The 14,770-nt window shown below is 29.5% G+C and carries 15 protein-coding genes and 1 riboswitch; all 15 genes read left to right on the top strand.

The annotated features are described in order from the left end of the window. On the top strand, positions 1 to 498 hold the full coding sequence (locus CLPU_RS14335) for a ferritin-like domain-containing protein (RefSeq protein WP_050356365.1): 498 nt from the start codon (positions 1 to 3) through the stop codon (positions 496 to 498). Positions 499 to 643: 145 nt separating this feature from the next. Further along, positions 644 to 3,313 carry a formate dehydrogenase subunit alpha gene (gene fdhF, locus CLPU_RS14330; protein ID WP_050356364.1) on the top strand — a complete coding sequence of 890 codons (2,670 nt, stop codon included), beginning with the start codon at positions 644 to 646 and terminating at the stop codon, positions 3,311 to 3,313. 1 nt (position 3,314) lies between these two features. Beyond that, positions 3,315 to 3,812, top strand: coding sequence for a ferritin-like domain-containing protein (locus tag CLPU_RS14325; protein ID WP_050356363.1), 498 nt, complete (start codon positions 3,315 to 3,317; stop codon positions 3,810 to 3,812). Between the two features lies 1 nt (position 3,813). Next, on the top strand, positions 3,814 to 4,305 hold the full coding sequence (locus CLPU_RS14320; RefSeq protein WP_050356362.1) for a MogA/MoaB family molybdenum cofactor biosynthesis protein: 492 nt from the start codon (positions 3,814 to 3,816) through the stop codon (positions 4,303 to 4,305). Positions 4,306 to 4,320: 15 nt separating this feature from the next. Beyond that, complete coding sequence (locus CLPU_RS14315) at positions 4,321 to 4,920, top strand: molybdenum cofactor guanylyltransferase (RefSeq protein ID WP_050356361.1); 600 nt, start codon at positions 4,321 to 4,323, stop codon at positions 4,918 to 4,920. A gap of 19 nt (positions 4,921 to 4,939) precedes the next feature. Beyond that, the gene (gene fdhD, locus CLPU_RS14310) at positions 4,940 to 5,722 is read left to right on the top strand and encodes a formate dehydrogenase accessory sulfurtransferase FdhD (RefSeq protein ID WP_050356360.1); all 783 of its coding nucleotides are present in this window, start codon (positions 4,940 to 4,942) and stop codon (positions 5,720 to 5,722) included. Beyond that, positions 5,691 to 5,808: riboswitch (molybdenum cofactor riboswitch) on the top strand. It overlaps the preceding gene by 32 nt. A 276-nt stretch (positions 5,809 to 6,084) precedes the next feature. After that, positions 6,085 to 6,987, top strand: coding sequence for an ABC transporter substrate-binding protein (locus CLPU_RS14305; RefSeq protein WP_050356359.1), 903 nt, complete (start codon positions 6,085 to 6,087; stop codon positions 6,985 to 6,987). Positions 6,988 to 7,103: 116 nt separating this feature from the next. Then, positions 7,104 to 7,793, top strand: coding sequence for an ABC transporter permease (locus CLPU_RS14300; RefSeq protein ID WP_050356358.1), 690 nt, complete (start codon positions 7,104 to 7,106; stop codon positions 7,791 to 7,793). Between the two features lies 1 nt (position 7,794). Then, positions 7,795 to 8,427 carry an ATP-binding cassette domain-containing protein gene (locus CLPU_RS14295; RefSeq protein WP_050356357.1) on the top strand — a complete coding sequence of 211 codons (633 nt, stop codon included), beginning with the start codon at positions 7,795 to 7,797 and terminating at the stop codon, positions 8,425 to 8,427. Between the two features lies 1 nt (position 8,428). Further along, a complete protein-coding gene (locus CLPU_RS14290; protein WP_050356356.1) occupies positions 8,429 to 9,655 on the top strand; it encodes a molybdopterin molybdotransferase MoeA in 1,227 nt (408 codons plus the stop codon). A 24-nt stretch (positions 9,656 to 9,679) separates the two neighbouring features. Beyond that, positions 9,680 to 11,572: a molybdopterin biosynthesis protein gene (locus CLPU_RS14285; RefSeq protein ID WP_050356355.1), complete on the top strand. Its 1,893-nt coding sequence runs from the start codon at positions 9,680 to 9,682 to the stop codon at positions 11,570 to 11,572. A 31-nt stretch (positions 11,573 to 11,603) separates the two neighbouring features. After that, entirely contained in the window at positions 11,604 to 12,560 is a 957-nt protein-coding gene (gene moaA / locus CLPU_RS14280) for a GTP 3',8-cyclase MoaA (protein WP_050356354.1), read from the top strand. Positions 12,561 to 12,563: 3 nt separating this feature from the next. Continuing rightward, positions 12,564 to 13,034, top strand: a complete 471-nt coding sequence (moaC, locus tag CLPU_RS14275; protein WP_050356353.1) for a cyclic pyranopterin monophosphate synthase MoaC — start codon at positions 12,564 to 12,566, stop codon at positions 13,032 to 13,034. 42 nt (positions 13,035 to 13,076) lie between these two features. Then, positions 13,077 to 13,520, top strand: coding sequence for an MOSC domain-containing protein (locus CLPU_RS14270; protein WP_050356352.1), 444 nt, complete (start codon positions 13,077 to 13,079; stop codon positions 13,518 to 13,520). Between the two features lie 109 nt (positions 13,521 to 13,629). Beyond that, positions 13,630 to 14,691 carry a hypothetical protein gene (locus CLPU_RS14265; RefSeq protein ID WP_050356351.1) on the top strand — a complete coding sequence of 354 codons (1,062 nt, stop codon included), beginning with the start codon at positions 13,630 to 13,632 and terminating at the stop codon, positions 14,689 to 14,691. Positions 14,692 to 14,770 lie beyond the last annotated feature (79 nt).

Raw genomic sequence — 14,770 nt, 5'->3', positions numbered from 1 at the left:
GTGAAAAAGTATGAACAAGTAATAAGATATGCTATGCAAATGGAACTTGATGGAAGTAGCTTTTTTAAAGAAAAGGCTGGGCAAGTTTTAAGTGAAACTGCCAAAGAGTTATTTTTAACATTGGCTGATGTTGAAATGGATCATTATAATTTCCTAAAAAAGCATTTAGATAAGTATATGGAAAATGATACATTTGAGATAGATGGAAGCTTTGCAGATATAGATAAAGATATATTTGAAAAAAGAGCAGAAAAGGAACATGTAGATGCTGCTTTAAAGGAAAGTGATGTTCCGGATATAACTATATTAAGAATGGCTTATCTAATTGAAAGAGATTACAAAGAGTTTTATGAAAAAGCTTCTAAAGAAGCAGATGATCCTGTTATAAAAGAACTTTTTGAAATGCTGTCAGGCTGGGAAGCAGGTCATGAGTCTATATTCAAAGAAGAATATGATAGAAGAATGAAAGAATATATGACACTTCCTTGGGGAGGATAAGAATTACTTTAAGATCAGTTTTCAAATTTAATTCTATATATTTAACATATTTACAAGATTCTCTATTTTATTAAGTATAGCACACCCTAATTGTAGGTAAACTAATTTAAATAAGTTAAAGTATTATAATTAGGGAGAGAAAGATATGGTAAATATAGTTATTAACGGAAAGCAATATGAAGTCCATGAGGATATTACGGTACTTCAAGCTTGTAAAGAAAATGGAATAGATATACCTACTTTATGTTACGATGAAAGACTAGAGCCAGATTCTTCTTGTAGATTATGCGTTGTTGAGGTTGAAGGAAAAAGAAACCTTATAACATCTTGTTCTCTTAAAGTAGAAGATGGTATGAATATAGAAACACATAGTAAAAAAGTAATAAAAGCAAGAAAAGATATTCTAGATCTTTTATTTTCAAATCATCCAAATGACTGCTTAACTTGTGAAAAATCAGGTAACTGTAAATTACAAAATTACTGTTATGATTATAATGTTAAAGCAGGAAGTTATAAAGGTGAAAAAAGAAACCTACCAATAGATGATAGTAATCACTTTTATTACCATGATCCAAATAAGTGTATCTTATGTGGTAAATGTGTTAGAGTATGTAGTGATTTACAGGGAACATCAGCTATAGGATTAAATGAAAGAGGATTTAGAACTCATGTAGGTACTCCATCTAAAAATGGACTAGAAGATTCAGATTGTGTTTCATGTGGAAACTGTGTATCAGCATGTCCAGTAGGAGCACTAATGCCTAAGTCTAGAGAGAGCTTTAGAGAATGGGAAACTAAAAGTACCTTAACAACTTGCCCTTACTGTGGAGTAGGTTGTCAATTAGAGCTAATAACTAAAGGAAACCAAGTAGTTGACTCTAAACCATATAAAGGACCATCTAATAATGGACTTTTATGTGTAAAAGGTAAATTTGGTTATCCTTTTATAAATCATCCAGATAGACTTAAAACTCCTCTTATAAAGAAGAATGGTAAATTTGAAGAAGCTTCATGGGAAGAAGCACTTAATCTGATAGTTTCAAAAATAAAAGAAACTAAAGAAAAATACGGAGCTAATGCTTTAGGTGGATTTACTTCAGCAAGATGTACAAATGAAGAAAACTACCTATTCCAAAAGCTATTTAGAGCTGCCATAGGAACTAATAACATAGATCACTGTGCTCGTCTTTGTCATGCTTCTACAGTTTCAGGACTTGCAACTACATTAGGAAGTGGAGCTATGACAAATAGCATAAATGAAGTTCTTGATTCAGATGTTATATTTATTATAGGTTCAAATACTACAGAGAATCATCCAGTTATAGCAACTAAAATGAAACAGGCTAAGAAAAAGGGAGCTAAAATAATAGTAGCTGATCCTAGAAAAATAGAACTTGCAGATAAAGCTGATATATTCTTACAAATTAAGCCTGGAACTAACATAGCAGTTTTAAATGGAATGATGAACTATATAATTGAAAATGAACTTTATGATAAAGATTATATAGAAGAAAGAACTGAAAACTTTGAAGAAGTTAAAGAATCTCTTATAGAATATACACCTGAGAAGGTAGCAGAGATATGTGGTGTAAATAAAGATGATATCATAAAAGCAGCTAGAATGTATGCAGAATCAGATAAAGCAGGAATATATTATGCAATGGGTATAACTCAACATATAACAGGAACAAACTCTGTAATGGCAATATCAAACCTAGCACTTATGTGTGGAAATGTAGGTAAAGAAAATGCAGGAGTAAATCCACTTCGTGGACAAAATAATGTACAAGGTGCTTGTGATATGGGAGGACTGCCGTCAGACTTGCCAGGATATCAAAAAGTGTTTAAAGAAGAGATAGCTGAAAAGTTTGAAAAAGCTTGGGGTGTTAGTTTACCAAGAGAAGTAGGAATGACTATGTCCGAAATACTTGATAGTGTTAAGATGCTGTATATAATGGGAGAAAATCCTATGTTATCAGATCCTGATATAAATCATGTTAAACATTCATTAGAAAGGATCGATTTCTTAGTTGTTCAAGATATATTCTTAACAGAAACTGCAGAATTAGCTGACGTTGTTTTACCGGCAGCATCATTTGCTGAAAAAGATGGAACATTTACAAATACAGAAAGAAGAGTTCAAAGGGTAAGAAAAGTTATTGAATCAATAGGAGATTCTAAAGCAGATTGGCAGATACTAATGGAGATTATGAATAAGCTAGGATATCCCCAAAAATATAGACACCCTTCAGAGATAATGGAAGAAATAGCAAGTGTAACACCACAATATGGCGGTATTACTTACGATAGGATAGAAACTGAAGGGATACAATGGCCATGTTTAGATAAAGATCATCCAGGTACTAAATATCTATACAAGGATGCCATAGCAAGAGGGAAAGGATTATTTTTTCCAGTTTATCATACAGGTAGTGCTGAAACTACAGATAAGGAATATCCATATATATTAACTACAGGTAGGGTACTTTACCAATACCATACTAGAACTATGACCGGAAGAGTAGAGAAGTTAAATGAAAAAGTACCAGAATCATATATAGAGATAAATGAAGTAACAGCAAATAAGCTAGGAGTTAAAGATAGTGAAAAAGTTAAGGTAACATCAAGAAGAGGTAGCATAGATATAAAAGTTAAAGTTACAGATATAGTAGAAGATAATGTAATGTTTATACCGTTTCATTTTGCAGAAGGTGCCGCAAATTACCTTACAAATACTAAGGCTGACTCTGCTGCTAAAATACCAGAACTTAAAGTTGCAGCAGTGAATGTAGAAAAAATACAAAGGAGTTGCTAAAATGAAAAAGTATGAACAAGTAATAAGATATGCTATGCAAATGGAACTTGATGGTCATAATTTCTTTAAAGAAAAGGCAGAACAGGTTCTAAGAGAAACTGCCAAAGAATTATTCTTAAGTTTAGCTGATATTGAGATGGAACACTATAATTTTTTAAAGAGACATTTAGATAGGTATATAAAAAATGACACATTTGAAATAGATAAAAATTTTATAAATACAGATAAAGATATTCTCGAAGAAAGAGCAAAAAAAGAGAAGATAGATGAAGCTTTAAAGGAAAGTGATGTTCCAGATATAACTATACTAAGAATGGCTTATCTTATTGAAAGAGATTTTAAAGAGTTTTATGAAAAAGCTTCTAAAGAAGCAGATGACCCTATTATAAAAGAACTTTTTGAAACACTATCAAATTGGGAAGCAGGTCATGAGTCTATATTTAAAGAAGAATATGATAGAAGAATAAAGGAATATATGACACTTCCTTGGGGAGGATAAAATGTTTAAAGTAGGTATAATTACAGCTAGTGATAAAGGATCTAAAGGAGAAAGAGAAGACTTAAGTGGTAAAACTATAATCGAAATAGTAGAGTCTAAAGGGTACAAAGTAGAAAAATATACTATTGTTCCTGATGAAAAAGATATGTTATCACAACAAATGATATATATGTCAGATGAACTTAATGTAGATCTTATTTTAACTACAGGTGGAACTGGATTTAGTAAAAGAGATGTAACTCCAGAAGCTACTCTAAATGTAGTAGATAGATTAGTTCCAGGTATACCAGAAGCAATGAGATACTTTAGCTTACAAATCACTCCAAGAGCTATGCTTTCAAGAGCTATGGCAGGAATAAGAAATGATAAAACTCTTATTATAAATTTACCTGGTAGTCAGAAAGCTGTTAGAGAAACTTTAGAATATATTATAGATTCAGTTCATCATGGACTAGAGATTCTAACTGGCAGGACAAGTGAGTGTGGGAGATAGAGTTGAGGAGATACTATGGAAAAGTTTAAGACGGCTGTTATTTTAGCTGGAGGAAAAAGTAGCAGAATGGGATTTGATAAGCAGTTTCTAAGAATAAAAGAAAGAAGGCTTATGGATATTGTCATAAATAAGCTTAAAGAAGAATTTGAAGAAATAGTTATAGTTACAAATAAGCCAGAATACTATGTAGGACTTTCAGATAAGATAACAAGTGACATAATAAAAGGTATGGGTCCTTTAAGTGGTATTCATGTAGGACTTAAGAATGCAAGTAGTAGGTATTCTTACTTTATAGCTTGTGATATGCCTAACGTAAATTTAGAGTATATAAGATATATGAAAAAGAAGATAAATGAACTTAATCCTAAAGCTTGTATAACCAGGCTAGGAGGTTGGATAGAGGCGTTTAATGGTTTTTATTCAAAGGATTTAGTTGAAGAAATAGAGGAACACTTAAAAGAAGACAAAAGATCGGTAAATTCGTTATTAAAAAAGGTAGATACATTATATATAGAAGAAGAACAAGCAAGAAAATTTAGCCCCAAATGGGAAATGTTTATTAATTTAAATACTAGAGAAGAACTAGATAATTATATAAAAAACTATTCAAATTAAAGTTAAATGGAGCGATATTATGAACGAAGTTAAGGAAGTTGATATTATAAGAATAAAAGATAACGATGTAGCTGAAGAAACAGATGAAGTTATAGTTGAATATCCTTTTACAATATTTCTAAATGATAATGAGTTTATAACTCTTCTTTGTACACCAAGTTCTTTAGAACATCTAGCTATAGGGTTCCTACATTCAGAAGGTCTTATAGGTACAAAAGAAGATATATTAGACGTAAAAATAGATCATAAAAAAGGTATAGCTTATGTATATACTAAAAATAAAACAAACTTAAAAGAAAAACTATATGGTAAAAGAACTATAACTACAGGTTGTGGTAAAGGTACAGTTTTTTATAATGTCATAGACTCTTTTAAATCTAAGAAGATAAAACATGACTTTAAAATAGACAAGGAAGATATTATAAGACTTATAAGAATCTTTAATAAAGAGTCAGAACTTTTCTTAAAAACAGGTGGTGTTCATAGTTGTGCCTTATGTGATAAGGACAATATATTAATATTTGAAGAAGATATAGGAAGACACAATGCACTTGATAAAATTCTAGGAAAAACTTTAATGGAAGATATAGACTTAAAAGATAAAATGATTTTAACAAGTGGAAGAATATCTTCAGAGGTTTTAATAAAGGTAGCTAAAAGGGGAATACCAGCTATAATATCAAGGTCAGCTCCAACTAATTTAACTGTAGAAATGGCTAAAGATCTTAATATAACTTTAATAGGTTTTGTTAGAGGCCGAAAAATGAATATATATTCAAATTTTCCGAGTCTAAACTTCTAAGGTTTAAACTATGAAGTTAGGCCCATGGGTATAAAGAGAAATTTTTATGCCTCCCACTCTTGGAAAGGAAGGTTTGAGTATGTTAACTATGCATACTCAAAAATAGTCCTTTTCATAAGGACTATTTTTTTTATATATAAATACGAGAATCTATCAAAACAATTATAAAAATATAATAGACATTTATAGCAGTGTTAAAAGCTGTGACATTTATTACAAGAAATTTTATTAGGTATGTTCATTGATTTTTCTCTTATTTTCTAAAAAAAATGCTTTTTATAAGAGTATTATAATTCAAGAAATTAAGAGGACTCAATATACATATAACTTAAAAGAACTAGAGCATATATAAGGAGGACAAGATGAAAAAGTTACTTAGCGTTATTTTATGTGTTTTATTATCATTTTCTTTATTAGCTGGATGTAGTAATAGCAATAAGAATGAACAAGAAAATAAAAACGCAACTACAAAAAATGAACAAGAAAAGAGCAAAGATACTAGTGATAAAAAAGAAAAAGGTAGTATAATACTTGCTACTACAACGAGTACTGAAGATAGTGGTCTTTTAGATTATTTACTTCCTAAATTTAAAGAAGAAACAGGAATAGATGTAAAAGTAGTTTCTGTTGGTACTGGTCAAGCATTAAAAAAGGGTGAAGATGGTGATGCAGATATACTTCTAGTTCATGCTAAATCAGATGAGGAAAAGTTTGTGAAAGAAGGACATGGACTTCAAAGACATGATGTAATGTATAATGACTTTATACTAGTTGGACCTAAAAATGATCCACTAAAATTAAAAGAAAATTCACCAAATGATATAGTAGCTGGATTAAAAACAATATCTGATAAACAAGGAACTTTTGTATCAAGAGGAGATGAATCTGGTACACATAAAAAAGAATTAAAGCTTTGGGAAACTGCTAATTTAAAACCAGAAGGAAAATGGTATGTATCAGCAGGTAGTGGAATGGGAGAAGTATTAAAGATAGCTAGTGAGAAACAAGGATATACGATAACAGATAGAGCAACATACTTAAAATTAAAAGACACTTTAGATTTAGACATAGTAATAGAGAAAGAAGATAATCTTTATAATCAATATGGTATTATACCAGTAAATCCTAATAAAAATAAAAAGATAAATAAAGACGGTGCAAAAGAATTTGAAGAATGGATACTTTCAGAGAAAACTCAAAAATTAATAGGTGAGTATGGTAAAAAAGAATTTGGACAATCTTTATTTATACCAAATGCTAAATAGATTTTAGGGTATAAACATAGTAAAATTCTAAATTTTGTATATAAGTTTAGCTATTTAGTACAAGATTTAGAATTTTTACTATATTATTTTAATTTAATTTGTTAAAGGAGTATGTTATGGACTATATACTAGACGGAATAAAGGAATCTATAAGACTTTTATTAAGCTTTGATAAGGAAGTATATAGTATTATTGGACTATCAGTATTTGTTTCTTCATTTGCAACAATAATATCATCTACAGTATGTATTCCCTTAGGAATATATCTAGGAATAAAGGAGTTTAAAGGGAAAAAGCTCTTATCTCGAATCTTATATACTTTTATGAGTATCCCATCAGTCATAGTAGGTCTTTTCATAGCTATACTACTTTCAAGAAGAGGACCTTTAGGATTTCTTGATATTCTATATACACCTACAGCTATGATAATTGCTCAAACAGTTTTAGTCGCACCTCTTATATTAGGACTGACATATAATATGTCAAAAAGTAGAGGACATATTATAAAGAAGACAGGAACTACATTAGGTGCTAATACATTTCATATAATTTTACTTATAATAAAGGAATTAAAAGTAGATATATTTATGAATATAGTTACATCATTTTCAAGAGCTATATCAGAAGTTGGAGCAGTTATGATAGTTGGAGGAAATATAAAAGGACATACAAGAGTAATAACAACGTCAATTTCTATGTTAAACTCAATGGGAGATTATCCAATGGCAATAGCATTAGGAATAGTTCTGCTTATAATTTCTTTTGGAATAAATAGTATCATATATTCCTACAATGTGGAGGATTAACATGAATGTACACATAAGAAATTTAAAAAAATATTATAATGAAAAAAATATATTAAATATAGACGAGATAAAAATAGATTCAGGAAAAATAACTGGTATATTAGGACCAAATGGAGCTGGTAAAAGTACACTTCTTAATATAATAGCAGGATTAGATGATATTTTTACTGGTGATATAAGATATGATGATAGGAAATTAAATAAAAATATATATAAAAATATAACATTAGTAAGTCAAAAGCCTTATTTATTTAAGAGAACTGTGTATGAAAATATCCTATATCCTTTAAAATTAAGAGGATTCAAAGAAAGAGATATAAAAGATAAAGTGAGAAATATATTAGAAGAGCTAGAAATAACAAACATAGTAAATAAGAAGGCTAATCTTCTGTCAGGTGGAGAGTCTCAAAAAGTTTCATTAGCTAGAGCTTTAGTTTTTGAACCAAGACTTCTTCTTCTAGATGAGCCTACTTCAAATATAGATGTGAAATCATTAGAAATGATAGAGAGAAAAGTGATACAATTTAATAAAAAAGAAAATTCTACTATAGTTATAGTTACTCACAATTTAAATCAAGCAGAAAGAATGTGTGATGAAATAATAAATATTGAAAATGGAAAGGTAGGATTCTAAATTGAAATTTTTCAAAGTTGTGTCAATTGAAGAAGGTAGAGAAATAGTTATAAAAAACTTTAGAGATTATAAAATAGACACTGAGAATATAGATATTTTAAATGTCTTGGATCGTATATTAGCTGAAGATATAGTTTCTGATATATGTGTTCCCGAATTTGATAGATCATCTGTAGATGGATATGCAATAAAAAGTAGAGATAGTCATGGAGCTAGTGAAACTATACCTAGTATGCTGAATTTAATAGGCGAAGTAAAGATGGGAGAAGATTCTAAAGCCGAGGTTAACTTTGGAGATGCAGTTTATGTACCTACAGGTGGCATGATACCTAAAGGAGCAGACTCAGTTGTAATGATAGAACATGTAGAGCGGTTAGATGATAGTAATATAATGGTATACAAGCCTGTGTCATCAGGGGAAAATGTAATATTTAAAGGTGATGATACAAAAAATGGAGATGTAGTCCTAGAAAAAGGAAAGAAGTTAAATCCTCAGGACATAGGGGCATTAGCATCTCTTGGAAAATCTAAAGTAAAAGTATACAACAAGCTTAAATTTTATATTATATCTACTGGTGATGAAATTGTAGATATAGATGAAAAAATAGAAAAAGGAAAAATAAGAGATATAAATAGTTATGCACTATATTCACTAATAAAAAAAATAGGTGGAGAAGTAGTAGAAAAAAAGATAGTTAAAGATAATTTTGATATGCTAAAAGAAGAGGTTCAAAAGGGATTAGATACTTCAGATATAGTAATAATGTCAGGTGGAAGTTCAGTAGGAACAAGGGACTTTACTCATGATGTTATAAATTCATTTGAGGGTAAAGGAGTTTTGGTACATGGAATATCTATAAAACCAGGAAAGCCTACTATAGTAGGAGATGCCAATGGAAAGATAATATTTGGATTACCTGGTCACCCAGTATCATCTATAGTAGTGTTTAAAGCTTTTGTTGAACCTATTATAAAAAAACTTATGAATATAAAGGATCAGGTGAATAAAACTAGAGCCATAATTGATTTTAATTTTCGTTCATCACCAGGAAAGACAACGTATCAGATGGTTTCATTAGAAGAAAGAGATGGGAAACTATATGCAACTCCTAGATTTGGAAAATCAGGAATGATTACTTTACTGTCAAGTTCAAATGGATATATAGTTATACATTCTGATGAAGAAGGGGTATACAAGGGAGAAGAAAGGGAAGTCTACCTTCTATAGAAGCTGATAAGGAGAATCTGTGATATGAAAAAAGAAGAAAGAAATGTTTATATAGATAACATAGACGTAGGAAAAGCAAAAGAGCTTTATTTCAAAAAAATATATAGAAATATAGACTGGGAAGAAGTAGATACTGTAGATGCATTAGGAAGGATAACATATGAAGCTGTATATGCAAAAAAGTCATCTCCTCACTATAATGCCGCAGCTATGGACGGAATATTAGTAAAGTCAAAAGATATGGTAGGCGTTACAGAATCTACGCCTAAAATATTAGAAGAAGGTAAAGATTATAAATATATAAATACAGGAAATCCTATAGAACCACCATTTGATGCTGTTATAATGATAGAAGAGGTTATAAACTTAGATGATGGAAAAATAAAAATAATAAAATCTGCTTATCCTTGGCAACATATAAGACCTATAGGAGAAGATATAGTAGCTACAGAAATGATAATACCATCGAAACATAAAATAAGACCAATAGACTTAGGTGCTTTGGTATGTGGTGGTATAGAAAAGGTTAGGGTTTATAAAAAGCCTAATATAGGGATAGTTCCTACAGGTTCAGAAATAGTAGAAGATATAAATACTGTAGATGTAGGTAAAATATCTGATTCTAATTCCCTAGTATTTGAAGGCCTTATAAAAGAATATGGAGGAGTTCCAAAAAGATACAGGCCTGTAAAAGATGATTATGACATATTAAAAAGAGAAATACTAAAGTGTTCAGAAGAAAACGATATTATATTAATAAATGCAGGATCATCTGCTGGAACAAAGGATTTTACAGTGAAAATTATTAAGGAGATAGGTGAAGTAGTAGTTCATGGAATTGCACTAAAACCAGGAAAGCCAACAATACTGGGTATAATTAATAATAAACCTATAATAGGGATACCTGGATACCCTGTATCCTCCTACCTTGTATTTGAAACATTTGTAAAACCTATTATATATAAATATACTGGTCAAGAAGAAGAAAAGGAAGAAATTGAACAAGCAATTATATCCAAAAGAATAGTATCTTCATTTAAAAATAAAGAATTGGTTAGAGTAAACTTAGGAGTAGTAAAAGATAGGCTTATCGCAACTCCTTTAACTGGAGGAGCAGGAGTAACTATGAGTCTGGTAAAAGCTGATGGTATAGTTACAATACCTCGAAATACTGAAGGTGTTGAAGGTGGAGAAACTGTAGATGTAAAGCTACTAAAGCCAATAAGTAAAATAAAGGATACTTTAGTTTCAATAGGGAGCCATGATTTGATAATGGATGTAATATCTGATATGACTAAGTTATCATCTGGACATGTAGGAAGTATGGGCGGTATACTTGCAATGAAAAGGGGAGAATGTCACATTGCCCCTATACATTTATTAGATATAGAAACAGGAGAATATAATATAAGCTATGTAAAAAAATATTTTCCTAATGAAAAAATGGCAATTATAAAAGGTGTTAAAAGAATCCAAGGCTTTATAGTAAATAAAGGTAATCCTCATAATATTAAGGATTTTAATGATCTTATTAAAGATAATATAACATTTATTAATAGACAAAAGGGATCGGGTACGAGAATATTACTAGATTATAATTTGAAAAAATTAAATATAAATCCTGATAGAATAAAAGGATATGATAGAGAAATGAATACTCACATGGCTGTATCTATGGCAGTAAAAACTGGAGGAGCTGATGCTGCACTAGGAGTATTATCATCAGCTAAGGCCTTAGATTTAGACTTTGTAGAAGTTACCTATGAGGAATATGATTTTTTAACTTCTTTTGAATATTTACATGATAAAAAAATTATGAACTTTATAGATGTAATAAAATCTCAAGAGTTTAAGAGTAAAATTAAAGAATTAGGCGGATATGAAATATCAAATATAGGTGAAGTTATATCTTTATAAATATTAAACTTAAGATAAGTAGGTGATCATTATGAAAGATTCGTTCGAAAGGGATATAAACTATTTAAGAATATCTATAACTGATTTATGTAATTTAAGATGCAAATACTGTATGCCAGAAGATGGTATCAATAAGATTAATCATGAAAATGTACTGACATTTGAAGAAATATATGAAATATCAAAAAATTTAGTTTCACTAGGAATAACAAAAATAAGAATTACAGGTGGAGAGCCACTAGTAAGAAATGGAATCGTGGAATTAGTAAGAAAGATATCAAGTCTTGATAAGGTAAAAGATTTATCAATGACTACAAATGGAATACTTTTAAAGAAATATGCTAAAGATTTGAAAGAAGCGGGTTTAGATAGAGTTAATATAAGCTTAGATACACTAAATGAAGAGAAATACAAAGATATAACTAGAACTGGAAATTTGAAAGATGTATTAGATGGAATTGAGGAAGCTAAAAAAGTAGGACTCAATCCAATAAAAATAAATGTTGTATTGATAGACGGGTTCAATATAAATGAAATAGAGGACTTTGTATATATCACACAAGCTGAAAAAATTGATGTTAGATTCATAGAACTTATGCCTATAGGTGAAGGACTAAATTGGAATAAAAACAGCTATTTATCTGGTAACATAGTTTTAGAAAAAGTGAAGGAACTAGTAAAGGTAGAGAGTGAAGATATTTCATCTCCAGCAACTTACTATAAACTTCCTAATGGAAAAGGGAGAGTAGGTATTATAAGTCCTATGTCATGTAAATTCTGTAGTAACTGTAATAGATTAAGACTTACTTCACAAGGTAAATTAAAGCTTTGTCTTCACTCAGATGAAGAAATAGATTTAAGAAAGTCACTTCGAGATGGAGAAGATTTAAAAAAGGTAATAAGAGAAGCAATACTAAAGAAACCAGAGGAACATCAGTTGGAAAAAGGAGTATATACTAACAAAAGTATGTTTCAAATAGGAGGTTAGATTATGGAATTTACTCACTTTAATGAAAGCGGAAGAGCTCACATGGTAGAAGTTACAGAAAAAGATGATACTAAAAGAGTAGCGATAGCAAAATGTTCTATAAAGATGAAAAAAGAAACTATAAAAATGATAAAAGAAGGACTTATAAAAAAGGGAGATGTTCTTTCTGTAGCTCAAATAGGCGGAATAATGGGAGCAAAGAAAACAAGTGATCTCATACCTATGTGCCATAATATATTTTTAACTGGGGCAGATATAAGATTTAATATATTAGAAGATGAAATAGAAATAGAGTCAGAAGTAAAAACAATAGGTAAGACTGGAGTAGAAATGGAAGCGTTAACAGCAGTAACAATTGCCAGTCTTACAATATATGATATGTGTAAAGCAGTAGATAAGGATATGGTTATAAGTAATGCGAGATTAATTAAAAAAACCGGAGGAAAATCTGGTGAATATTTAAGAAATGAGTAATTAATTAGTTAATAATACTACCTAGTTTAGGGGGAATAAATTATGAAAATAGAAGGAAAAGTTTTACAGATAAATAAGAGTGATAAAAAAGGAGTATCTAAGAGTCCAATAAATGAAGGGAACTTTATAGAGGACTTTGGATTAGAAGGAGATGCTCATGGAGGAAAATGGCATAGACAAGTTAGTTTACTTGGAATAGAAAGTATAAACAAAATGAAAAATATGGGAGTAGAAGGATTAGATTATGGAGCATTTGCAGAAAATATTACTACTGAAGGAATAATTGTATATGAGTTACCTATAGGAACTAAATTAAAAATAGGAGAAACAATACAAGAAGTTACTCAGATAGGAAAGGAATGTCATAGCAAGTGTAATATAGCTAAAGAAATAGGAAAATGTGTAATGCCTAATGAAGGAATCTTTACTAAAGTATTAAAAGGTGGTAAGGTAAAAGCTGGAGATAAAATAATAATTTTGGAGTAATTTAAAAAAAAGTATTGGAATTATATGTAAACAAGTGTAAAATTAATTATAGCATTGTGATTTAAAGTCAATTTAACTATTATAAAAGGTAACACAGGAGGACATGCTTATGAGAAAAAAATTAATTTTTCTAACTTGTTTACTAATGATCATAGTGATATTTGTAGTAAAAAAGAACATTATTAAGTCTAGTGCTGATAATATACGATATGAAGTATTTAACTTGGATTTGAACTATAAAAAAGTAAATAGTCCGGCTTTAAGAGATAATGAACTATACTTTTCTACAAATAGTAAGAATAGTGGATTTTTAAACGAGATAGTCAAAATGGATGTTAATACTAAAAAGGCAAGAACTATTTATAAGTCTAATTTCAATGAGTCAGCAATAGAAGGTATTGAAGTAAATAAGGATTGGCTAGTATGGGTTGATTCAAATACTGGTGGACATATGTGGAATATAATGTCGATGAATATGGAGACTGGGAAAATCCAAAAAGTATTTGAAGCTAACAGTTACAAAAAACAACTACCGTATCTTTATGATCATTATATAGTATGGGTTCACATGGATATAAATAAAGAAGGATTTATACGTATTCTTGATTTAAATACTAATACTTATAGGGATATAGAAGGGTTAAACAATGTAGATGCGTATAACACTTCTTTATATATGGAAGACAATAAAATAATATGGTCAGACTTGACAGATGGAAAACCGTATTATAAAGCTTATGATATCAGTAGAGAAGTACTAGAAGTATATCCAGCAGAATTTTTATATCCTAGTTATGCTAAGTATAATAATAATAAAATATTTTCGATAAACTTTAATGATCTTAATGAATGGGAAGATCAAAGTTTTGGATATTATGATATCAATAAGAATAAGTATGAAGAGTTTGATCCTACAATAGGTACTATTAATCGTTATAGTCTAAAAGAAGATAAATTAGCTTTTTTAGATAAAAAAGCTAATGTCTCACTTTATAGCATAAAGAAAAATAAAAAGTTGATTTTTAAAGAAAAGTATAATGAAAATAAAAAAATTCCTAAAGATATTAGCTTTGATTATAAAGGAAATCTTATAGTTCAATATTCTCCACTTAATAAGGAAGAAGAATCTTATAAAAATATGTTATCTATTTACTATCTAAAATATAAATAATTTAAATATAAAAGAGGCTGATTTTGATCTGACCCCAAAAAGTTAGACATAATAAATTAAGCTACTAGTAAGGATTGTT

Origin of the sequence: Gottschalkia purinilytica (genome assembly GCF_001190785.1) — a bacterium.
Lineage (GTDB): Bacteria > Bacillota > Clostridia > Tissierellales > Gottschalkiaceae > Gottschalkia_A > Gottschalkia_A purinilytica.
Note: the sequence above shows the minus strand (reverse complement) of the source record. Positions and strands in the feature narration are given on the sequence as shown.